Here is a 20,341-nt window from a genome sequence, read left to right as displayed (position 1 = left end):
ATACTCAACATGAGACAAAATAAATTGATCAATAGAAAACTATTACTCAGTAGCTTAATTGGTGCCATTGTACTTGGCACTTTGGGGTGCGGCAGTAAAACAGAAACTGTTCGTGTAGCGATTGGTACACAAGACACAACCATTAACTGTGCGGCGGGTGGATTACTTGTTCGTGAACTGAATCTATTGCCAAAATATTTACCTAAAGATGGTGAATACAAACACGTTAAATACGACATTCAATGGAAAAACTTTACCTCAGGTGCGCCACTAACCAGTGAAATGGTAGCCGGACGTTTAGATTTGGGAGCGATGGCTGACTTTCCTGCGGTTAATAATTTAGCGGCATTTAAAAAAGCTGGGAAAGAAAGCATATTTTTAGCGCCATTGTCAGGCAGTATTAATGGTAGCGGTAATGCGATTGTTGTTCCAATTGACTCAAAAGTAACTTCACTCAAAGAACTAAAAGGACAAACCATTTCTGTACCTTTTGCCTCAACTGCTCATGGACTCTTACTGCGAGCGATTCAAGCTGAAGGTTGGCAACTTGATAAAGATATTAAAGTGATTGCTCAGGCTCCTGAAGTGGCAGGGCCTGCATTAAAAAGTCATAAGATTGCTGCACATGCTGACTTCGTACCGTTTGGAGAGTTATTTGCCTACCAAGGTTTTGCCAAAAAAATCTATGATGGTTCACAAGCAAAATCACCGACATTTCATGGTTCACTTGCGAGCAAGGATTATGCACAGCAACATCCTGAAGTCATAAAAGCTTATTTACAAGCAACCATTGAAGCAAATCGTCTGATTCGAGAACAACCTGAAAAATATAGTGAATTTATTTCTGAAAAAACAGGTATTCCTGCCGAGGTGGTCTATCTGTTTCATGGTCCATTAGGTCTACAAACCCGTGACTTGACTTGGAAACCTGAATATCGAAAAGCAACTCAAATCGCAGTTGATACTTTAAAAGTTCTAGGCAAAAACGATGGCACTCTCGATGTAAATAAATTTATTGATGATCAATATATTAAAGATGCATTTCAGGCTTCTGGGCTAAATTACAGCCAGCAACTCGCTGACTATGCAAAATCACCTTTGGTTGTAAATGATGCTTTAACGGGCCAACCCATCAAAACGTTTAATCGGGTCACTCAAATTTGGGTAAAGGGTGAAGAAAAGGTTCGTAGCTATGAAACACCTGAGCATGCTTTTTCCGATTTAAAGAAAATTCAAGCGGCAGGAAAAACGGTGCGTGTGGTTTATAGCCAAGATCATCAGTCCGATATTAAGCTGCTTGCCAATCTAGCATGGTATGCCACAGATAAAGCAGGACAAATTGAAGCATTTTTATTAAAAAATGATGCTGAAAAATGGGCTAAACAACAAGGTGGAAAAGTATATGACTTTAAAGCTATTCAGCTTGTAACACAGAGCTGATGTGTTGTCTTAGCTAATGATCAGGAGGTGACAAATGAGTAGTTTAGTCCACACAAAACCTAAAAACCAAAGTACATTTTTGATTAATTTTTTTCAGCAGTTGGGAGCATATAAGACATATTTTAAAAACTATGTCATCGCTTTTACATCTATAGCTTTTTGGATAGTAATTTGGCAAGGACTTGCTCAGTTTAAAATAAATTTAGGCATTGTGAACTTTAGCAATGTACCGACACCTTTGGATGTCATACATGCATTGTGGTCATTTTTTCAACTCAGCACCGCATTTGAACATGTTGAATCTAGTATTTTTCGAGTTGTAATTGGTTTTGTGTTGGCTGCACTGATTGGCGTAGGCATTGGTTTGTTAGCTGGACGTTATCAAAAACTCGCTGCATTTTTAATGCCGCCATTAGAGGTTTTACGTCCAATTCCAGCAGTTGCATGGATTCCTTTAGCGATCCTGATTTTTCCATCGTCAGAGGCATCCATGATTTTTATTACTTTTATTGGTGCATTATTTCCAATTTTATTAAACACCGTACATGGCGTTGGCGCAGTTGACCCAAGATTAATTGCATCGGCAAAAAGTTTAGGAGCTTCCGATATTGCCATTATTCATGAAGTCATTATTCCGGGGGCATTACCGAACATTATTACGGGTTTATCCATTGGAATGGGCACGTGTTGGTTCTGTTTGGTCACCGCTGAAATGATTTCTGGTCAACATGGAATTGGATATTTCACTTGGGAATCGTTCACCTTGCAAAACTATAGCAATATTGTGGTTGGCATGGTGCTGATTGGAGCGTTGGGTATGTTCAGTAGTACCTTAGTTCGTGTGATTGGAAGCCGATTTACACCATGGTATCAACTGAGGAAGTCTTAAAATGTCGATTAAACATGGTCATGTGCGCATTCAAAAACTATCTCTACATTTAGGACAAGGCAAAAATCGCTTTCAAGCATTAGATCGGGTTAATTTCGAAATACAACCTGGTGAGTTTATTTGTCTACTTGGTCCTTCAGGTTGCGGAAAATCAACATTACTAGGTGCTTTGGCAGGGCATTTACCCATTAGTTCAGGGGCTTTAACGGTCGATAATGAATCTATTCTGGAACCGCATCCAGACAGAGGGTTAGTGTTCCAGCAACATACGTTATTTCCGTGGAAAAGTGTGCTTGAAAATATTGCTTTCGGTTTAAAAATGAAGGGTGTTGGTAAACAAAACCGTATAGATCAGGCAAAGAAAATGATTGATCTGGTGGGGCTCAAAGGTTTTGAGCAGAAATTTCCAGCTGAACTTTCAGGTGGTATGCAGCAAAGAGTTGAAATTGCACGAGTACTTATTAACGAACCTCGCATCTTATTAATGGATGAACCTTTTGGTGCGTTAGATGCGCAAACCCGTTTGAAGATGCAAATGCTATTGCTCGACATTTGGCAAGAAATCAAAACCTCGGTTTTATTTATTACCCACGATATTGATGAAGCACTTTTTTTAGCTGATCGAGTACTGATTATGAGCCATAGACCGGGCCGAATTATTGAGGAAATCAACCTTGATTTTGAGCGTCCACGTGATATCGAACTTGTTACGAGTAGTGAATTTACAACCATTAAAAAACATTGCATGCAAACTTTAAAGGAAGCCACTCAACAAGAAGAGTTAAGCCGCTTAAACCCTTTAGGGCTTGGAAAGAAAGCACAAATCAAGGAATACGAATGAGTTTTTATCAAACTTTAGATGAGCAAGATGAATATAATCAAGAATTTCTTGGTCAGTTGAACCATCCAGATGAGAAGGTTCGTTTTGTTACTTTAATGAATATCGGTGACGAAGAAAATCCAGATTTACTACCTTGGTTGCATGCAGCACTGCAACATGACCCGTCTGCTTTGGTGCGTGAAGAGGCCGCAAAAAAATTAGAAAGTTGGGAGGACCACGTCAGTTTGGAGGTATTGGCTCAGGCTTTAAGTGATTCCGATCTTAATGTGCGTCTCGCAGCAAGCCAGAGTTTAAGTGAAATCAAAGAAGCTGCATCAGCCGATGTACTTGCACCATATTTACAGCATGAAGATACTTTTGTACAAAGTGCAATCTTACGCGCTTTAAAACCTTTACGAGCGCAGCAGTTCTTTACAGAAATATCAGCTTTGGTACAGCATCAAGATACTCTTGTACGCCGTGAAGCTGTGAGTGCTTTAAGCTGGTTGCAACAAGATCAAGCCATTGCAATATTGGCAAAAATTGTTGAAACAGATATAGATGACGAAGTACGACGTATTGCAACAGGTAGTTTGGCTTATAGTAAAAAATTATCAATTGATGTGATTCAAGCACTTAATCATTCACTAAATGCTGAAAGTTGGCAGTTAAGAGTGGAGTCTGCATTAACTATTGGGAAATTACGTATTTCCGAACTGGAAGCGCCATTGAATAAGGCATTAGTGGATCCTTACTGGCAAGTACAAATAGCAGCTGTACGCAGTTTGGGATTGTTAAAATCGAGTTTGGCAGTTGCTCATTTAGCTACTAATTTTAAACATGAAATTAGTAATTTACGTAAAGAGGTAGCTTTAGCACTTGGAGAAATTGGCACACCAGAAGCTCAAATGCTATTAGAACAGCATCAACATGATTCTGATCCAGAAGTTCGAAAAGCAATTCGTATTGGATTAAATCAAATTGGTGAGGTGAAGTATGCAAACCAGACCTGATATCCGTGTCGATACTGTTAAGAAACAGGTCCATTTTGTATGGAGTGATGGCTTAAGTGTATGTCTGAGTCATCAAAATCTAAGAGAAGTTTGCCCATGCGGCTTTTGCCGAGCCAAGAGGATTAAACAAATTAAAATTGAGCATCAAAATATTGAAGTGACAGCAATGTTCGATCAAGGATATGGCGCCCAAATTTGTTTTAGTGATGGGCATGATAAAGGGATTTTTCCGTGGGCTTTTTTAAAAGAATTTGCTAAGGGTTAAAGATGCCTTCTGCTTGGGACAAAAGGCATCTATTTTAATTAATGGTCATGTTCTAAATAATCTGGTTTTTTCGGCAGCGCAAGGCTACATAAGAAACAGATAATGAGCATGACAATCACATAAATAAAGAACGTATTTTCAATTCCAGCAGCTTTAAACTGCAATGCAACCGAAGGTGCCGATCCACCAAAAATGGCATTACCTACCGCATAAGAGAACCCTACACCTAGTGCACGCACATGAGGAGGGAACATCTCTGCTTTGACTAAGCCACTAATAGATGTATAGAAGCTCAAGATCATCATCATAAAAATGAGTAGCAAGGTGATGATAATCGGTGAATCTATATAATTAGGCATTCCGATCGCCATAATTGGATAGATAAAAATCGCAGATAACAAGCTAAATGCCAGCATTGAAGCACGTCGCCCAATACGGTCAGAAATTGAACCAAATACAGGTTGGGCACACATATAGACAAATAGCGCGAAGGTCATAATATAACCAACGGTTTTTCCATCCATACCTAAGTTAGTTAAATAGGTTTTTGAATAAACAGTTTCAACATAGAAAGTTAATGAACCAGCAGATGTATAACCAACCACCAATAAAAAGGTTTTCCAATGTTTTTTAAAGAGTTCTCTTAAGCTACCAGATTCTTCACGTTCACTATCTTGATGGGAAAGGGTTTCTTCCAAACGACTACGAGCAAGTAAAGATAAAATTGCAGCAAAACCACCAATAACAAACGGAATACGCCAACCGCCGTCATGTAATTGTTGCTCACTTAAAAATGCTAATAAAATTACGCCGAGCAAACTTGCCAGTAATTGACCACCAGAGAGTGTGACGTATTGAAAAGAGGAGTAAAAACCACGTTGACCTTTTAATCCTAATTCACTCATGTAGGTTGCTACGGCACCATATTCACCACCGACTGATAAGCCTTGAAGCAAGCGCACAACGAGTAAAAGAAAAGGAGCAAATAATCCGACTTGATCGTAAGTAGGCAAGGCCGCAAATAAGAAGGAACTCAATGCCATTAAGCAAATAGAAATGACCATTGATTTTTTTCGACCATGTCGATCTGCAATGCGCCCGAATATCCAACTACCAATAGGACGCATGAAAAAACTTGCAGCAAATACACCCCAAACATAAATAGCTTTGGTCGAACTATCCATGTCGGGTGCAGTTAAGGCTTGTGTAAAATAGGTAGCAAAGACTGCATAGATATAAAAGTCAAACCATTCAACAAGGTTACCAGAGGCCGCACCAACAATACCGCGTATTCTGCTACGTTTTTCATCCTTAGTGTATGTCATATATATTCCGTCAGTTAGCAGAAAAAAATAGAAATTTTTAGGTGTACTGGACAGGAAATAGCATGAGTTTTTAAATATCACTCAATCCTGAGTACTTACCTTAGAATTCCTCTCCATGCATTTTTTATAATTTTAAATTTCCATTCTAGTGATTCTATGATCTTTTGTTCGATTTAAAGATATTTTTATCGATTATCGAACATTTCCTTAATTTAGTTGGATGATCAATACACCATAAACTTTATTTAAAATCAGACATCTAATTTATCAACCATATTCTTTATTGTATTCCTCCTTGGTTTTAAGCCTATTTTGAGCTTAGTTTTATTTTGACTATTTGGTAATACTTAAAAAGTTATAGTACCAATTTCAAAGAAAATAAATGAAATTTATATAATGATGACGCTTTATTACATAAAATTTACTTGATCTGAAAATTACATAATTTGTTGTTTCTCGATATGTGTCACTGTATTCTTTCGAGGCTAAAAAATATGGAAGATCTCCGACTTTTAGCATACTTATATTATGCACGGTATGGGCAGGTAGTTATTCAATGGACAGACACTCGTTAAATCTTCACTTAATTACATGTTCTAAAACAGCATTAGCATCATCTATTGCACTGATGACGTCTGTTGTCTATGCAAATGAAGCGGAAGTTTCTCAACTACCTACAATTACCGTGAATGCTACCCAAAACACTGACGATTTGTATTCCTCAAAAAAAGTTGATTTATCTGGTTTTCAAACAGGCGATATTAAAAAGATTCCTGCATCTATCACAACAATTACATCTGAACGTATAGCCGATCAGCACGCAAAAACACTGACTGATGTTGTTAAGAATGATTCATCGTTAGGAGATGGTTATGCTGCAATTGGTTATTACCCTAATTTCGTAGCTCGTGGTTTTTCGCTCGATTTGGGTTCAAGTTATCTTATTAATGGCCATAACATTCGTGGTGAACAAAACGTTGCTTTAGAAAATAAAGAGCGAGTAGAAATTTTAAAAGGGATTTCTGCAATTCAAAGTGGAATGTCGACTCCAGGTGGTGTTGTCAACTATGTAACCAAACGACCTGCCGATGTTAAGAGTGTAACCGTCGATGCAAATTCAGAAGGTGGTTATACACTTGCAACGGATGTAGGCGGTTTTTTGAATGATAAATTTGGATATCGAATTAATTTAGCCCATGAAAGTATTCACCCAAATGTCGATCATGCAAATGGTAAACGTGAGTTTGGTTCAGTTGCTTTAGATTGGAAAATTAATGATCGTTCTAAACTACTGTTTGATATTGAAGCTCAGCATCAAAGCCAACGCTCAGTACCGGGCTATCAACTGCTTGATGGACAAGTACCAACAAATGTTGATGAAGACCGTTTGTTGGGTTATCAGTCTTGGAGCAAACCTGTTGTAAATAACAGCGTAAATGCAAGTTTGAAATATCAATATGCCTTTAACGATCAATGGAATGGCAGCTTAAGTGCATCGCAAAGCCGTGTTGTGATTGATGATAATAGTGCTTTTCCTTGGGGATGTTATAACGATATTTGTGAGTATTCTGGTTTAGGCAATACTTTTGATAAACACGGTAATTACGATATTTACGATTTTCGTAGCCCAGATGACACACGTATTACTAATCAATTTGCAGCTGGGTTAAATGGACAATTCAACACTGCTAATATTCAACATCAAGTTGCTTTGGAACTACAACGTACTTATAAGACCTTAAAGCACCATACACCTCTTAATGTAGCGGTAGGAACAGGCAATATCTATCAGGATACGATTGACTACATCCCATCATCAGACAGCTTAGGCGATCGTTACAAAGCTCTAGAAAGTGATCAGACTGCTTTCACGATATCTGACCGAGTTCAATTTAACGAGCAATGGTCAACTTTACTGGGTGGAAAACTTATTCATCTTGATGAACAGGCATATAAGCCAGATGGGCAACAAAGCCGAGATACAGACCTAAATAAATTCTTGCCACAGTTAGCAATCATGTATAGCCCAAGTGCTACGACCAATTTGTATGCTTCATATGCCAAAGGATTATCGGACGGTGGTGAAGCACCTTGGTTTGCTAATAATGCTCTTGAAATTTTAGCACCTAGAAACTCTGAACAATTTGAACTTGGTGTTAAGCAACAAGTTCAAAATTTCTTACTAACGGCTGCTGTCTTTGATTTAAAACAGGATAACCAATATAGCAAAGTCAATGCCGATGGATCTTTCGATTTTGTTGAACAAGGTGAACAACACAATCAAGGTATTGAATTAGGCTTGACTGGTGCCTTAACTGATACAGTTGACGTAAGCTCAGGTATTACCTATACCAAATCTCGCCTTGTTGATGTTGATAGTGACAGCTACAAAGGTCATCAAACTCAAAATGTACCGAAAGTACGCGCAACTGCCCAGTTATCTTATAAAGTACCATCAGTTGAAGGTTTAAGACTGTTAAGTGGCATGCAATATAGTACTAGTAAATATGCAAACAAAGAGGCAACTGCAAAAGTAGGTGGATATAGCGTCTTTAATATTGGTGCTGCCTATAAAACAAATTTTGCTGGGCATGACACGACGTTTAGATTCAATATTGACAACTTATTTAATAAGAAATATTGGCGTGATGTTGGTCCATTCATGGGGGATGACTATCTATTCTTGGGTAATCCTCGTACAGCTCAATTCTCTACAACTTTTAATTTTTAAAATTTATAACACAAATAAAAAAGGAGCTTATAAAAGCTCCTTTTTTATTTCAGGAATTAAGCCGACATTTTTGGTTTAACCATATTATTAATCGACAAGATATCATCAAGCACTTGTGCCGATAATAAGCCTTCGTTCTGAACTAAAGCCAATACGCTTTGCCCAGTTTCGTTTGCAGTTTTAGCAATACGAGTTGTAGTTTCATAACCTAAATATGGGTTAAGTGCAGTCACAATCCCAATTGAGTTTTCAACTAAAGCTTTGCAATGTTCAGGGTTCGCCGTAATCGTATCAATACATTTTGACTGGAACATTGCCATCGCGTTACCAAGCAAATCCATCGATTCAAATAGTTTGAATGCAATAAGTGGTTCCATTGCATTCAACTGTAGTTGACCAGCTTCAGCAGCTAAAGTTACAGCCAAATCATTTGCAATAATCTGGAAGCAAGCGAGGTTCATTGCTTCAGGAATAACTGGATTTACTTTACCCGGCATGATCGAACTACCAGGTTGACGTGCTTCTAAATTAATTTCATTGATACCAGTACGTGGACCACTTGAAAGTAAGCGCAAGTCGTTAGCAATTTTTGAAAGTTTAGTTGCAGTACGTTTTAATAAACCAGATAAAAGAACAAAATCGCCCATATCTGAAGTTGCTTCGATTAGATCAGGAGATGACTTAATTTTCTTACCAGAGATTTTTGCAAGTGCTTGAATCGCAAGTTCACGATAGTTAAATTCAGTGGTGATACCTGTACCAATCGCTGTACCACCAAGGTTCATGTAAGCTAAAACATTTGGAATAAGCGTATTAATTTGCTCAAGGTCTTTTTGCAAAGTTACAGCGAAAGCACCGAACTCTTGACCCAATGTCATTGGCACAGCGTCTTGTAATTGAGTACGACCCATTTTTAAGATGTGAGCAAATTCTTGAGACTTATTTCGGAAGCTTAAGATCAAGTTATTAAAAGGGAGATTCAATTCGTCTAAATTTAATAATAAGCCTAAACGAATTGCAGTAGGGTACACGTCATTTGTAGACTGTGACATGTTGATATCATTATTAGGGTGTAAATATTGATATTGGCCTTTTGCATGCCCCATATATTCTAAAGCAACATTCGCCAATACTTCATTTGCATTCATATTGGTTGAAGTACCAGCACCACCTTGTAACATATCGATCGGGAATTGATCGTGAAAATTACCGCGAATAAGTTGATTACAACTATATTCAATTGCTTCAAATTTAGTTTGATCTAAGCTTTTAAGATTATGATTCGCTTCAGCACAAGCAAGTTTTACCATTGCTAATGCTTTAATTAAATGAGGGAAATTTCCAACTTTGCTTTGGGTTAAGTTAAAGTTTTCTAGAGCACGTAATGTTTGAACTCCGTAATAATCATTATTGTTGATTTCTCTATAACCAATAAGATCCTTCTCAATACGGGTGGTAATTTCAGCGTTCATCATTAAACTTCGAATTAGTAGAGTAGATAATTCATATTAGATTTCGAAATGCTTCACTTCTAATGCATTTATCAAGTTAATTATGCATTTTTTGCATATCAGTTTTCTTCTTTTCCAAATCTAAAAATAAAAAATTCTTTTTCCTGCACTAATTAAATCTAAATTTTATTTTTTAAATTAACAGTTTACTGTGTAGATAAATTTAATATGCAAAAATTCTTTGATGAACAAAATGGCCATGTAATTAAAAAATAACCGAATACGAAATTATAGATTCATTAATTTAAGTGAAATATCAAGTAAATTAATAAGGTTTACAGGATGATGAGTGTAGCTTATCTAACAAATTTACATAAAAATGTGATGCATTTCACATAAAAATCACTATAATACGAAAAAATCCTAGTTTTAAGTTTATGTTAAAAGTCACAGCTGCATTAATTATTTTGGGTAGTTTTACATACTATGTACTTTTTCAGGGTGAAGAGAAGAGAGAGTCAAAAACTTCTCGTCTGCTTAAAGAAGCCGAGCAATCTATTGCTTCTGCGGAAACCTCTGTAAACAAGGCAAATAGTATCGTAGCAATATCTTATAAATAGCCACGGTTACTCAGCCTAACTATTTTACATTATCCATCAAAATATTGTTTTACCTAAATTTTATTAAACTTTAGGTAAAAGACTGTATGTATAGAGACAAAATTCATGAGAATGAAGTTTATCGCCTATGATCCCAATTCTGGGGAAAAAGTAAGCTTAAAAGAGCATATCCATCAAATGGACAAATACACCACTTATATCTTTTTTAGCGATGAAAAAGATAATATGGTGTTTAACCCACAGAAAAAGCAAGTTTTTGAAATCACTCAATATACTTCTAATATGATGGTTGAAATTTCAAGAAAGCTATATTATCTCATTGGTGAATATTAGAAATTTGTTTCAGCTCAATCTCGGATAGATACTTTAGTAGAATAGTCAGGTTTATTTAGTTGAATTATACTGCAAATATATCTTCTGATTTGAATGATTTTATTAGGTCAGAAAGCTTAAATCCTGAAATAATCAAAATAGTAACATTTTAGTTTTACAGTCCGTATTCTTCCCCAAGGTACGGACTTTTTTTTATCAAAATTAAAAACATGATGAAAACATAAGATTATTTTTATTTTTTATTAAGATTGAAGTGTTCATTTACTTAGGTTATGTTTAATTTAATTATTGATTTAAAATAATTTTTACCTCAATAATTTTATATTTGTATGAGTTGATGAGTTAAATCAAAGTCTTTTATTCTCTTACACTCTTTTCTATGTCAGAATTATTAAATACATACTTTTTATCGTTTGGCCTTGCCATTCTTCCATCGCATTTTTGCAGGTACTCCCATGTTTTATATTTTTCATTCATCTATTCAGCTATTTATCCAGCTTCCCAACAAGACAAATTAAGGACATAAATATAAAAAGGGAATGCATAAAATGAACTTAGAAGTACGTTGGGTAGAAGATCTTTTGACATTAGAGCGCGAGCGTTCTATTTCAAAGGCAGCAGAAAAGCGATTTATTAGTCAATCCGCTTTTACGCGTAGAATTCAGCAATTAGAAGAGATGATAGGAGCTGAAGTTATTATTAGAAATAATAAAAATAATATTGAATTTACAGACATCGGGCGAATTATGCTGGTTATGTCTAAAAATATTGAAAAGCAGGTGGAAGAGACCGCTAAGCTGATTAAAAATATTAAAAATGAAACCGAATCTACTATTCGTTTTTGTGTTGTTCATTCATTAGCTTCAGGTTTTTTAACGACTTTTTTGAAAAAATTTCCAACATTTATGCGTGATCTAAAAATTGAAATTGTAGCGACCAATAGTGGTGAGGGGTTGTCTCTTTTAAAAGAAGGTGCCTGCGATTTTATGATTTGTTATGCAGACCGATCTCATATTAATCGTGTTGGTGATGATATTTTAAGTGGAATCAAGATTGCTGAAACAGAGATTGTTCCTGTATCAGCTACCGAAGCCGACCATACATCTAAGCATACAATTCAGAATAATTTTTCATTGCTTGCTTACAGTAAACACGCTTATTTGCGAAAATTAGTGGACCAATTAATCGAAGGTAAATTGATCTATAAAACCTTATACGAGACTGATAATGCAACTAATTTGAAAGAGCTGGTATTGCAAGGACTAGGCGTCGCATGGATTCCAAAAATTAATGTAGAGGAAGATCTTGCTAACGGAAAACTGGTCATGTTGGATCATCATGAATATTGTCTTCCCCAAGATATTTACATTTTTAAAAATAATTTGAGTGATAACAAAGCAGTCCAGCAAATCTGGAAGGGCTTCCAAACTCAGCCTGATTAAAATTTATAAAAACTTATAAGGATATGTATTGTATTCAACATATTTACATACAAAGTAATCAATTAAAGCGCCCATACCTTTGTCTTTATGATGAAAGGCTTTATAAAGCATTGCTCATGGTCTAGATTCTTTGTTAATTTAGACCATATATCAATAATTCAAAAATCTAGTGAGCATTTTTATATATGCTGTGCCTGATTTCATTCCTTTTGAATGGATTATTTGATCCAGACGGAGACAATTTTGTTTGATCTAGATAGTAGATTACTAAATATTTTTTATCATATTTATCGGTTTAAAAGCGTTTCAATGGCTGCTGATGCTATTGGTCTTACTCAACCGAGTGTTAGTAATGGACTAAACAAAATCCGTCAGCATTTTAATGACCCACTTTTTATTCGTGTTGGGAATGAAATGATTCCAACCGAATTGGCTAAAGAAATCTTTCCGCTCATTAGTGAAGTGATTGATAAAGTTGAAAGTATTAACAACTTTAGTGTGAACTTTGACCCACTTACTTCTGATCAACTTTTTACAATTGCGATGACGGATGTATCTCATCTGGTCTTATTGCCGCAATTAACAAACTATTTAAAAGAGAAAGCTCCTTTAATTCGTTTGAATATTCGGCCGATTACACCAGAAACTAGCTATCAAATGGCAAATGGTGAAATTGATCTTGCAATTGGCTTTTTACCCCAATTAGAAGAAGGCTTTTATCAACAGAAATTCTTCAAACAACATTATGTGGTGATTAGCTCAAAGAGCCATCCTCGTTTAGACCCAAATAATTTTACTTTAGATGATTATATGCGGGAATATCATATCGATATTGATGCTGGAATCGGGCACTACCACATTAAAAATGAATTACAGAACAAAGGATTGGATAGAAATATTCTAATCCGCTTACCAAGTTATCTAGGAGTGGGCTTAGTCGTTCAAGAAACAGATGCGATCGCAACCGTACCGTATTATTTGAGCCAAGTCTTATTGGTCAGAGAAAATTTACAGATTTTACCGGCACCTCTCGACTTCCCAACTTATGATGTTAAACAACATTGGCATATGTCTTGTCATCATAAAAGTAGCCATAAATGGTTCCGCCAAACCTGTTATGAACTTTTTAAAGTCTAAAAAAGAAGATGTAAGAAAAACTCCTACATCTTCTGTGTGGTTTGATTTTTAGATTTCAATTGCGACCGCTGTAGCTTCACCACCACCAATACATAACGCAGCAACACCTTTCTTTTTACCTAGACGTTTTAAAGCATAGATAAGAGAAAGGATAATTCTTGAACCAGTTGCACCAATTGGATGTCCTAAAGCACAAGCACCGCCATGTACGTTTACTTTTGCTTCATCAATGCCGAGCTCATGAATTGGCGCCATTGCGACCATTGCAAAAGCTTCATTAATTTCCCAAGCATCTACCTCGTCAACAGACCAACCAGCACGTTCAAGTACTTTTTGAATCGCACTAATTGGAGCAATTGTAAACTCGCTTGGATGCTGTGAATGACTAGAAGTCGCCACAATTTTTGCTAAAGTATTTAAACCATGAGACTGAGCATATTCTTCAGTGGTGAGTACTAACGCAGCAGCACCATCAGAAATTGAGCTTGAGTTAGCCGCTGTAATTGTACCGTCTTTACTAAAAGCAGGGCGTAAAGTTGGGATTTTTTCAAGATTCGCTTTTAATGGTTGTTCATCTTGATCAACAACTTCAACACCTTTACGTGTTTTTACTTCAACAGGAACAATTTCTTCTTTGAAGTAACCTTCTGTAATCGCAGTTTGGGCTTTTTTAAGTGAAGAAATCGCGAAATTATCCATTTGCTCACGTGTAAAGCCTTTGGTATTTGCCATGTCCTGAGCAAAAGAACCCATTAAGCGGCCTGTTTCTGCATCTTCAAGACCATCTAAAAACATGTGGTCTTTAATTTCACCATGTCCCATGCGGTAACCACCGCGAGCTTTAGGCAAAATATAAGGTGCATTGGTCATAGATTCCATGCCACCCGCAACAATAATGTTGGCACTACCAGCTTTTAAGGTGTCTGATGCCATTAACACCGCTTTCATCGCAGAGCCACAAAGTTTATTAATGGTGACTGCACCTACATGATCGGGTACACCAGCTTTACGCATAGCCTGACGAGCTGGTCCTTGGCCTATACCTGCACTTAAGACGCAACCAAAAATAACTTCATCTACTTGGTCCGGTGCAACACCTGCACGTTTAATCGATTCACGGATTACTGCAGCACCAAGCTCTGGAGCAGTTAAAGAAGATAAACTGCCCTGAAAACCGCCCATTGCAGTACGACTACCTGAAACTATAACAATTGAACTCATCTTAATATCTCTTATTGGTGTATTTGCTAAATTTGCCTCTAGCCGAAACTAAAAGCGCCAGTAAATTAAAAAGTAGGTGGGGTGTAGCTAAGCGTTCTTCCAAAGAACCACAATAAAAATAAAACTAAGGGAAAATGTACGACGAGCTGAGTGACTGTAAAACCAATCACATCTTTTGCTTTTAGTTTTAAAATGCCCAACATTGGAAGCATGAAGAATGGATTGATTAAGTTTGGTAAAGCTTCAGCTGCGTTATAAATTTGTACTGACCAACCCAAATGAACTTTTAAATCATTTGCCGCTTGCATGACATACGGGGCTTCAATAATCCATTTTCCACCGCCAGAAGGTACAAAGAACCCGAGTATGGCAGAGTAAATTCCCATCACAATCGCAAAGGTTTCTTTTGAAGCGATAGAGACGAAAAACTCGGCAACATAGTGTGACAGTGATAAATCTTGGCTATTTAAAGCTTGCGTCATAATGAAGGCGATACTTCCGTACAGCGGGAATTGAATTAAGATTCCTGATACAGCTGGAACTGCCTTTGCAACAGCATTTAAAAAGTTTCGTGGCGTTCCATGTAATGCTAGACCTAGCATTAAAAAGACAAAGTTGTAGGTGTTTAGACTTGAAATGGCAATGATAGGATTACTTTTTGAAAATTCAAAAAACATCCAAATTAAACCTAAAGCCACCACAATAATCGTTAAAATAGGTGAGTTTTCTAACCAGTCACCAGGACGAGTAGATTTCTCCTCATGAGGCTTTTCTTCTTCAAATTGCACATTAAAACTATCAATCGTTTTAACGTTATCACCTTTTGGAGCTGACCAATATGCGATTGCGATTGAAACAATCACCAAAATAATGGTCATCGCAATTGATTGCCAAAGAAAGATCGTTTCTGTAAATGGAATAACACCGGTCAAATTATAAATCGACTCAGGCAAACTGCTTTTATTCGCTTGAAGCTGTGCTGCTGACGAACTAATTCCCAACGCCCAAGTTGCACCCATACCAATAATCGCAGCCGCTGCGGCAGCACGATAATCCATATTGAGTTCTTTACGTTTTGCCAATGCGATCACCAAAAGTGCAGTAAGGATGGTACTTACCGCCCAATTGACCAGCGAAATTAACAAGCTGACGGTCGCAACCAAAACAATAGCACCACGTCCAGAATTTGGAATACGCGCCATTTTTTGAATCAGGAATTTTACAGGCTTAGATACGGAAACGACATAACCCACAATAATTAGCATGGTCATTTGCAAAGTAAATGGAATAAGACTCCAGAAACCATTACCAAATGACGTCGCTACATCTTGAATAGGTGCACCAATACCCAAAGCGGCAATAGAGACAATAATGACGCCGAGTAGAGCAAAAATATATGAATCTGGAAACCACTTTTCAGACCAGTCACTAATCCGAAGGGCAAATCTTTCAAAAATTCCTTGCTGTTTTTCCATAGCTGAAAAAATCCTTCTCGTTCTTATTCGTTGACAGCACATCCGGTGCTTAAAAGGGCTAAGACTTAAGCTCACTTTCTAGCTTAAGTCTTGTCTGGCTAACTAAAAATTAAAATTTAAGCAACTAAGGTTTTATAGAATTCGACACCTGTAACAGCTTGAATTTGTTCTAGAGTGACATCTTTAGCAAGTTCAATCAGTTCAACACCTTGTGGGGTAATGTCCATTACACCTAAGTCAGTAATTACGCGGTGAACCACACCTTTACCTGTTAAAGGTAAACTACAGTTTTTCACAATTTTTGGCGTACCATCTTTTGCACAATGTTCCATAAGAACTACAACTTTTTGGACACCAACAACCAAATCCATTGCGCCGCCCATACCTTTTACTTTCTTGCCTGGGATCATCCAGTTAGCCAAGTCACCATTTTCGGAAATTTCCATTGCACCTAAAATTGCAATGTTTACATGGCCGCCACGGATCATGGCAAATGACGCTGAGCTTGAGAAAAAGGCAGCACCAGGGCGAGCAGTAACAGTTTGTTTACCTGCATTAATTAAATCGGCATCAACAGTTTCTTCAGTTGGAAACTCGCCAATACCCAATAAACCGTTTTCAGACTGAAGCCAAACATTAATATTTTCAGGAATATAGTTAGCAACAAGGGTAGGTAAGCCAATACCCAAATTGACATAAAAACCATCTTCAAGTTCTTTTGCAGCACGTTGTGCCATTTCATTGCGTGACCAAGCCATTTTATACTGCCTCCGTGCTTAAAGTTTTATGCTCAATGCGCTTTTCAGGTGATGCATTCAGTACAATACGATTTACATAAATACCCGCTAAATGGATTTCATCCGGATCCAATTCACCAATTTCAACAACCTGTTCAACTTCAGCAATTGTAATTTTTCCAGCCATCGCACATTCAGGATTAAAATTCTGAGCAGTTTTACGGAATACTAAATTACCTGCTTTATCTGCTTTATAGGCCTTAACAAGAGCAACATCTGCTGTTAAAGATTCTTCTAAAATGTAGTTTTTCCCTTTAAAGGTACGTTCTTCTTTACCTTCAGCAATCAGTGTACCTACGCCAGTTTGAGTATAAAATGCAGGTATTCCAGCACCACCAGCACGTAACTTTTCAGCTAAAGTACCTTGTGGGGTGAGTTCTACATCAAGTTCACCATTTAAATACTGACGCTCAAATTCTTTGTTTTCTCCAACATAAGAAGAGATCATTTTTTTGATTTGTTTGGTTTGAAGCAAAATACCTAAGCCAAAGTCATCTACACCTGCGTTATTAGAAATACAAGTGAGACCAGTTACACCACTTTGCTTAACTGCAACAATCAGTTTTTCAGGAATTCCGCATAAACCAAAACCGCCAACGGCAAGTGTTTGATTATCTGCAATAACATCTATCAGTGCTGCCTCTGCACTAGCATAAACTTTATTCATTCTATTGTTTTCCTATATCCCTTAGTGGTTTTAGTTTTAGCATCTAGCTTTATGTTATAGAAGTTAATTTTTTAAAAGGATTAATAAGTATAATCAATGAATCGCATCAAATTAACAACAAAAGATAAGAAGCACAAAAGCAAAAAATCTTAAAAAAAGTATTTCATTACATTGAAATTTATCATAATTAAGAAATTCACCTTAGCCGTAAGCTTAGCTCATCCTAAAATACAGTATTTAATTTTTTAAAATTTATATTGAAGCAATGCCTCAATAAATTGAGCTGAAATATTTGAAATTTCAAAGTTCTTTTTATAGACAATTCCAACTGTTTTATGAATAGCCTCGTCTTGTAGCTCAATTAATACATTATGTTCTTTATCAATGTGAGACGCAAAATGTCTTGGGATTGCACTTACACCAATTCCATAGGCCACAAAACTTGAAAGTGATGAAATTTGATGACATTCAACTTTCAAATCGAGCGTTATATTATTTCGTAAACAATTTTGCTCAACCAAATAACGAACAATTGAAGGTTTTTGCAAAGTGACAAATGGGTTAGAACAAAGCTGCTGCCAAGTAATTGATGAGGCTTGGGCAAGGGGATGAGTCTTTGGTAATAGAGCTAAAAAATCTTCTTCAAAAAGCGGTTTAAACTCTAAACCTTCAGTCAGATCCGGCTCAAAACATAGGCCAAGCTCAAAAATACCATCCTGTACTTTTTCAATGATGGTTTCATTAGGAATATCATGAATTGAAAAGTTAATGTTTGGGTGGAGACTCAAAAACTCATGAATGACTTTAGGCAAAATTGCATGAGTCACAAATGGCATAGAGGCAATACTTAAGGTTCCACGATTAAGCTTAAACCTTTGTTTAACATCATTTTCCATTTCATCCCAATTGGCAATTAATTTTTTTGCATAGGGAATAAGTGATTTGCCTTCCTGAGTAAGTTCAACACGGCGTGTATTACGGTTAAATAGTTTCCCACCTAATTCTTCTTCTAGGCTTTTGATAGTGAGACTTAAAGCGGACTGGCTAAGATGTAAATCTAAAGAGGCATTGGCATAGTTAAGCGTACGAGCAAGGGCCAAAAAAGCTTTTAGTTGTTTAAGCGTCATTTCGTTCCTTTAGATTACTGTTCCCGCCTAGTGCTGTAATTTATACGAAAATTTGTCTAATAAGATGTTTTTTGACAAAAATTTAAGAAAAAGGAATGAGCGGACGAGCTATTGAACTACTTTAGTAAATTCTCCCAACAAAATTCATCTCTGTTATTTGCAAAATATAGAGCCATTCCAACTCCATGGAAAAATAAATGACCTAACCAAATTACTTGAGGAGCAACTTTTAAACCTTCTAATAAAATAGTTGTTGAATAAATTGCTAATAAAAAGGTGAAGATGATGATGTAAGTAGCACTTGCTACAAATTTATATTTCGGTGCTAATTGAGGAATTTTATATCCAATCAAAATTTGCATACAGCAATTTATGATCAATGAAAGTATAGCTACAAGGACTTGTGGCATATTTAGATATGTTAAAGAGAGTTGCGTAATTATGAAAATAATTTGCCACAGTAGAAACATGCCCAGAGGGTACAATACAAATTTAACCCACATCATATTTTGTTTTCTTATCAAGCCTTTATAAGGGTATTCTATTGAATAACAAAGATTAAATAAATACTGTTTTTCAAAAAAAACTATATCTCAATATAAAGCTAGTCTTAATTCAATTAAAATATTTGTGAATTTTAAATTCATTAAAACTTAATTTAAAAGATAAATGAGATTATGTAAGGGTAAAATTAATGAATAAAACTATTCTTGGTTTAGTACTGGTGCCACTCATATTAAGTGGCTGTGTGAAAAAAGCTGAAGAAAAACCTGTAGAAAAAACAGAAAATGCTTCAACTATAAAAACGACCGAACAACCCCAAACAAAAGAAAATCAAATTCCTGCAATAATAGCGCACAGTTTTCTTGTGAGGTTTGAACAACCCAAAATTTGTGGGCCTAATCCAGATGTCGAGGGTATTGTATGTACTTCTAAAGAAGCCATTGCACTTAAAAGTAATATTGACTGGATTGATCAAGTAATCGATAAGGAAATCCGTAAAAATTATGCAGATGCTCTTACTCCTGCATCAGAACAGCAAAAACAGTTAAATCAAACACAAGCTGAGGGGCTTAATAACTGGTCAGATAGTGTGGTTTATCGCTTTAATGGACAGTTTGGTCAATATGTGCAAATTTCAAAAGTTAGCTCAGAATATTCTGGCGGAGCACATGGTATAGCAACTTTTGAAGATTATGTTTTTGACTTGAAAAGCAAAAAACGCATTGGATTAAAAGATATTGTAGTGAATGGAAAAATGAATGCGCTTAGAGATGCTTTATGGAAACAGTACGAATATTGGTGCCAAGAAAATGATATGCAGCCCTTTATTAGCAAAGAGGACTTTAAAGTAAGTGAAAATTTTTATATCAACCAGTCGGGTGGGGTGACATTTGATTTTCAGCTTTACGAATTGGCTCCATATGCCGCAGGTCCTGTGAGTTTAGAGCTCTATGATACGAATCAGCTGATAAAACCAGATTTTTTACCGCCAATGCCTACTTTAAAAACTGAAATGTAAGAGCAATAAATACTAAATAAATTACTTAGGCCACCTTCGGGTGGTTTTTCATTTTCTGAACTGTTA

At 36.4% G+C, this 20,341-nt stretch carries 18 protein-coding genes and 1 pseudogene; 11 read left to right on the top strand and 8 right to left on the bottom strand.

Going from position 1 to position 20,341, the window contains the following annotated elements:
* Positions 1-9: 9 nt before the first annotated feature.
* Genes AC07M3_RS01825 through AC07M3_RS01805 form a run of 5 tightly spaced genes read left to right on the top strand, consistent with a single transcriptional unit; the run spans position 10 to position 4,427 of the window.
* Entirely contained in the window at positions 10-1,440 is a 1,431-nt protein-coding gene (locus AC07M3_RS01825) for an ABC transporter substrate-binding protein (RefSeq protein WP_494566362.1), read from the top strand.
* A 34-nt stretch (positions 1,441-1,474) separates the two neighbouring features.
* Positions 1,475-2,329, top strand: coding sequence for an ABC transporter permease (locus AC07M3_RS01820; protein ID WP_494566361.1), 855 nt, complete (start codon positions 1,475-1,477; stop codon positions 2,327-2,329).
* 1 nt (position 2,330) lies between these two features.
* Positions 2,331-3,170, top strand: a complete 840-nt coding sequence (locus AC07M3_RS01815) for an ABC transporter ATP-binding protein (protein WP_494566360.1) — start codon at positions 2,331-2,333, stop codon at positions 3,168-3,170.
* Positions 3,167-4,162, top strand: coding sequence for a HEAT repeat domain-containing protein (locus AC07M3_RS01810; RefSeq protein WP_494566359.1), 996 nt, complete (start codon positions 3,167-3,169; stop codon positions 4,160-4,162). Before AC07M3_RS01815 ends, AC07M3_RS01810 begins: the two co-directional genes overlap by 4 nt.
* Positions 4,146-4,427 (top strand): DUF971 domain-containing protein, encoded by a 282-nt coding sequence (locus tag AC07M3_RS01805; RefSeq protein ID WP_494566358.1) that lies wholly within the window; start codon positions 4,146-4,148, stop codon positions 4,425-4,427. The genes AC07M3_RS01810 and AC07M3_RS01805 overlap by 17 nt, the downstream gene beginning before the upstream one ends.
* A gap of 38 nt (positions 4,428-4,465) precedes the next feature.
* Here AC07M3_RS01805 and AC07M3_RS01800 read toward each other — a convergent pair whose 3' ends face one another.
* Positions 4,466-5,752: an MFS transporter gene (locus AC07M3_RS01800; protein ID WP_092705688.1), complete on the bottom strand. Its 1,287-nt coding sequence runs from the start codon at positions 5,750-5,752 to the stop codon at positions 4,466-4,468.
* A 528-nt stretch (positions 5,753-6,280) separates the two neighbouring features.
* Between AC07M3_RS01800 and AC07M3_RS01795 the strand changes: the two are divergent.
* Positions 6,281-8,483: pseudogene (locus tag AC07M3_RS01795) on the top strand (TonB-dependent siderophore receptor).
* Between the two features lie 56 nt (positions 8,484-8,539).
* Here AC07M3_RS01795 and AC07M3_RS01790 read toward each other — a convergent pair.
* Complete coding sequence (locus AC07M3_RS01790; protein ID WP_080632067.1) at positions 8,540-9,958, bottom strand: aspartate ammonia-lyase; 1,419 nt, start codon at positions 9,956-9,958, stop codon at positions 8,540-8,542.
* A 413-nt stretch (positions 9,959-10,371) separates the two neighbouring features.
* On the opposite strand from AC07M3_RS01790, the gene AC07M3_RS01785 reads away from it, so the two are divergent.
* The 4 genes from AC07M3_RS01785 to AC07M3_RS01770 all read left to right on the top strand — a co-directional run bounded on the left by AC07M3_RS01785 (position 10,372) and on the right by AC07M3_RS01770 (position 13,466).
* Positions 10,372-10,554: a hypothetical protein gene (locus AC07M3_RS01785; RefSeq protein ID WP_004642753.1), complete on the top strand. Its 183-nt coding sequence runs from the start codon at positions 10,372-10,374 to the stop codon at positions 10,552-10,554.
* Between the two features lie 111 nt (positions 10,555-10,665).
* The gene (locus tag AC07M3_RS01780; RefSeq protein WP_080028261.1) at positions 10,666-10,887 is read left to right on the top strand and encodes a hypothetical protein; all 222 of its coding nucleotides are present in this window, start codon (positions 10,666-10,668) and stop codon (positions 10,885-10,887) included.
* Between the two features lie 548 nt (positions 10,888-11,435).
* Entirely contained in the window at positions 11,436-12,329 is an 894-nt protein-coding gene (locus AC07M3_RS01775; protein WP_494566357.1) for a LysR substrate-binding domain-containing protein, read from the top strand.
* Positions 12,330-12,572: 243 nt separating this feature from the next.
* On the top strand, positions 12,573-13,466 hold the full coding sequence (locus AC07M3_RS01770; RefSeq protein WP_003651675.1) for a LysR family transcriptional regulator: 894 nt from the start codon (positions 12,573-12,575) through the stop codon (positions 13,464-13,466).
* 48 nt (positions 13,467-13,514) lie between these two features.
* On the opposite strand, the gene AC07M3_RS01765 is transcribed toward AC07M3_RS01770, so the two are convergent.
* The 6 genes from AC07M3_RS01765 to AC07M3_RS01740 all read right to left on the bottom strand — a co-directional run bounded on the left by AC07M3_RS01765 (position 13,515) and on the right by AC07M3_RS01740 (position 19,259).
* Positions 13,515-14,687 (bottom strand): thiolase family protein, encoded by a 1,173-nt coding sequence (locus AC07M3_RS01765; RefSeq protein WP_132069951.1) that lies wholly within the window; start codon positions 14,685-14,687, stop codon positions 13,515-13,517.
* A 65-nt stretch (positions 14,688-14,752) separates the two neighbouring features.
* Positions 14,753-16,162 carry a short-chain fatty acid transporter gene (locus tag AC07M3_RS01760; RefSeq protein ID WP_198308057.1) on the bottom strand — a complete coding sequence of 470 codons (1,410 nt, stop codon included), beginning with the start codon at positions 16,160-16,162 and terminating at the stop codon, positions 14,753-14,755.
* 116 nt (positions 16,163-16,278) lie between these two features.
* Entirely contained in the window at positions 16,279-16,920 is a 642-nt protein-coding gene (locus AC07M3_RS01755) for a 3-oxoacid CoA-transferase subunit B (protein ID WP_494566356.1), read from the bottom strand.
* A 1-nt stretch (position 16,921) separates the two neighbouring features.
* Positions 16,922-17,626 (bottom strand): CoA transferase subunit A, encoded by a 705-nt coding sequence (locus AC07M3_RS01750; RefSeq protein ID WP_494566355.1) that lies wholly within the window; start codon positions 17,624-17,626, stop codon positions 16,922-16,924.
* Between the two features lie 245 nt (positions 17,627-17,871).
* Positions 17,872-18,753: a LysR family transcriptional regulator gene (locus tag AC07M3_RS01745; protein WP_494566354.1), complete on the bottom strand. Its 882-nt coding sequence runs from the start codon at positions 18,751-18,753 to the stop codon at positions 17,872-17,874.
* 116 nt (positions 18,754-18,869) lie between these two features.
* A complete protein-coding gene (locus tag AC07M3_RS01740) occupies positions 18,870-19,259 on the bottom strand; it encodes a hypothetical protein (protein WP_494566353.1) in 390 nt (129 codons plus the stop codon).
* 188 nt (positions 19,260-19,447) lie between these two features.
* On the opposite strand from AC07M3_RS01740, the gene AC07M3_RS01735 reads away from it, so the two are divergent.
* Positions 19,448-20,275 carry an RsiV family protein gene (locus AC07M3_RS01735; protein ID WP_494566352.1) on the top strand — a complete coding sequence of 276 codons (828 nt, stop codon included), beginning with the start codon at positions 19,448-19,450 and terminating at the stop codon, positions 20,273-20,275.
* Positions 20,276-20,341: the final 66 nt, after the last annotated feature.

The sequence above is a fragment of the Acinetobacter sp. GW821-FHT09D10 genome, from assembly GCF_059416285.1.
Note: the sequence above shows the minus strand (reverse complement) of the source record. Positions and strands in the feature narration are given on the sequence as shown.

Bases quoted from the DNA above. Each gene is read 5' to 3' on its own strand.
- AC07M3_RS01825 (WP_494566362.1), top strand. From the start codon at position 10: ATGAGACAAAATAAATTGATCAATAGAAAACTATTACTCAGTAGCTTA.
- AC07M3_RS01820 (WP_494566361.1), top strand. From the start codon at position 1,475: ATGAGTAGTTTAGTCCACACAAAACCTAAAAACCAAAGTACATTTTTG.
- AC07M3_RS01815 (WP_494566360.1), top strand. From the start codon at position 2,331: ATGTCGATTAAACATGGTCATGTGCGCATTCAAAAACTATCTCTACAT.
- AC07M3_RS01810 (WP_494566359.1), top strand. From the start codon at position 3,167: ATGAGTTTTTATCAAACTTTAGATGAGCAAGATGAATATAATCAAGAA.
- AC07M3_RS01805 (WP_494566358.1), top strand. From the start codon at position 4,146: ATGCAAACCAGACCTGATATCCGTGTCGATACTGTTAAGAAACAGGTC.
- AC07M3_RS01800 (WP_092705688.1), bottom strand. From the start codon at position 5,752: ATGACATACACTAAGGATGAAAAACGTAGCAGAATACGCGGTATTGTT.
- AC07M3_RS01790 (WP_080632067.1), bottom strand. From the start codon at position 9,958: ATGATGAACGCTGAAATTACCACCCGTATTGAGAAGGATCTTATTGGT.
- AC07M3_RS01785 (WP_004642753.1), top strand. From the start codon at position 10,372: ATGTTAAAAGTCACAGCTGCATTAATTATTTTGGGTAGTTTTACATAC.
- AC07M3_RS01780 (WP_080028261.1), top strand. From the start codon at position 10,666: ATGAAGTTTATCGCCTATGATCCCAATTCTGGGGAAAAAGTAAGCTTA.
- AC07M3_RS01775 (WP_494566357.1), top strand. From the start codon at position 11,436: ATGAACTTAGAAGTACGTTGGGTAGAAGATCTTTTGACATTAGAGCGC.
- AC07M3_RS01765 (WP_132069951.1), bottom strand. From the start codon at position 14,687: ATGAGTTCAATTGTTATAGTTTCAGGTAGTCGTACTGCAATGGGCGGT.
- AC07M3_RS01760 (WP_198308057.1), bottom strand. From the start codon at position 16,162: ATGGAAAAACAGCAAGGAATTTTTGAAAGATTTGCCCTTCGGATTAGT.
- AC07M3_RS01755 (WP_494566356.1), bottom strand. From the start codon at position 16,920: ATGGCTTGGTCACGCAATGAAATGGCACAACGTGCTGCAAAAGAACTT.
- AC07M3_RS01750 (WP_494566355.1), bottom strand. From the start codon at position 17,626: ATGAATAAAGTTTATGCTAGTGCAGAGGCAGCACTGATAGATGTTATT.
- AC07M3_RS01745 (WP_494566354.1), bottom strand. From the start codon at position 18,753: ATGACGCTTAAACAACTAAAAGCTTTTTTGGCCCTTGCTCGTACGCTT.
- AC07M3_RS01740 (WP_494566353.1), bottom strand. From the start codon at position 19,259: ATGATGTGGGTTAAATTTGTATTGTACCCTCTGGGCATGTTTCTACTG.
- AC07M3_RS01735 (WP_494566352.1), top strand. From the start codon at position 19,448: ATGAATAAAACTATTCTTGGTTTAGTACTGGTGCCACTCATATTAAGT.